1 protein-coding gene is annotated in these 828 nt (G+C 66.8%); it reads left to right on the top strand.

All coding sequences use genetic code 11. The features are described 5' to 3' along the window. On the top strand, positions 1 to 828 hold an 828-nt coding region (locus tag VRZ77_RS21710), incomplete at both ends, for a MobA/MobL family protein (protein WP_414594644.1).

Here is an 828-nt window from a genome sequence, read left to right as displayed (position 1 = left end):
CGCGTCCAGGACTTCTCCAGCAAGCGCGGTGTCGTGCATTCCGAAGTGCTGCTGCCTGACGGGGCGCCCGAGGTGTGGCGCGACCGCGAACGGCGCTGGAACGATGTCGAAGCCTTCGAGCTGCGCAAGGACGCGCAGCTCGCCCGCGAGGTCGAGTTTGCCCTGCCGCGTGAGATGAGCCAGGCGCAGGGGATCGCGCTCGCCCGTGATTTCGTCCAGTCCGAGTTTGTCGATCTCGGAATGGTCGCCGATCTCAATGTGCATTGCGATATGAGCGAGGACGGCATGCCCAAGCCCCATGCCCATGTCATGCTCACCATGCGCTCGGTCGACGAGGACGGCTTCGGCCCGAAGGTGCGGGACTGGAATGCGACCCAGATGGTCGAGCGCTGGCGCGAACGCTGGGCCGCGCTCGCCAATGAGCGGCTCGCCGAACTCGATATCGACGCGCGCATCGATCATCGCAGCCTTGAAGCGCAGGGCATCGCGCTGGAGCCGCAGAGCCAGATCGGCGCGCCCGCCCAGCGCATTGAAGCGGAGCGGATCGAGGCAGCCGATCGGGCGGAGCTGCACCGCGAGATCGCGCGCGGCAATGGCGCGCGCATCATTGCCGATCCCGCACTGGCACTGGATGCGATCACCCATCAACAATCGACCTTCACCCGGCGCGACATGGCGCGGTTTGCGCACCGCCACAGCGACGGGATCGAGCAGTTCAACGAGGTGATGGGTGCGATGGGCCGTGCGCCCGATCTCGTCGAGCTCGGCAAGGATGGGCGGGGCGAAGATCGCTTCACCACGCGGCAGATGATCGAGGCCGAGCAGCGC

The sequence above is a fragment of the Ancylobacter sp. G4_0304 genome (assembly GCF_047501495.1).
Lineage (GTDB): Bacteria > Pseudomonadota > Alphaproteobacteria > Rhizobiales > Xanthobacteraceae > Ancylobacter.
The sequence above is the reverse complement of the archived record's forward strand: the minus strand, read 5'-3'. Positions and strand labels throughout refer to the sequence as shown.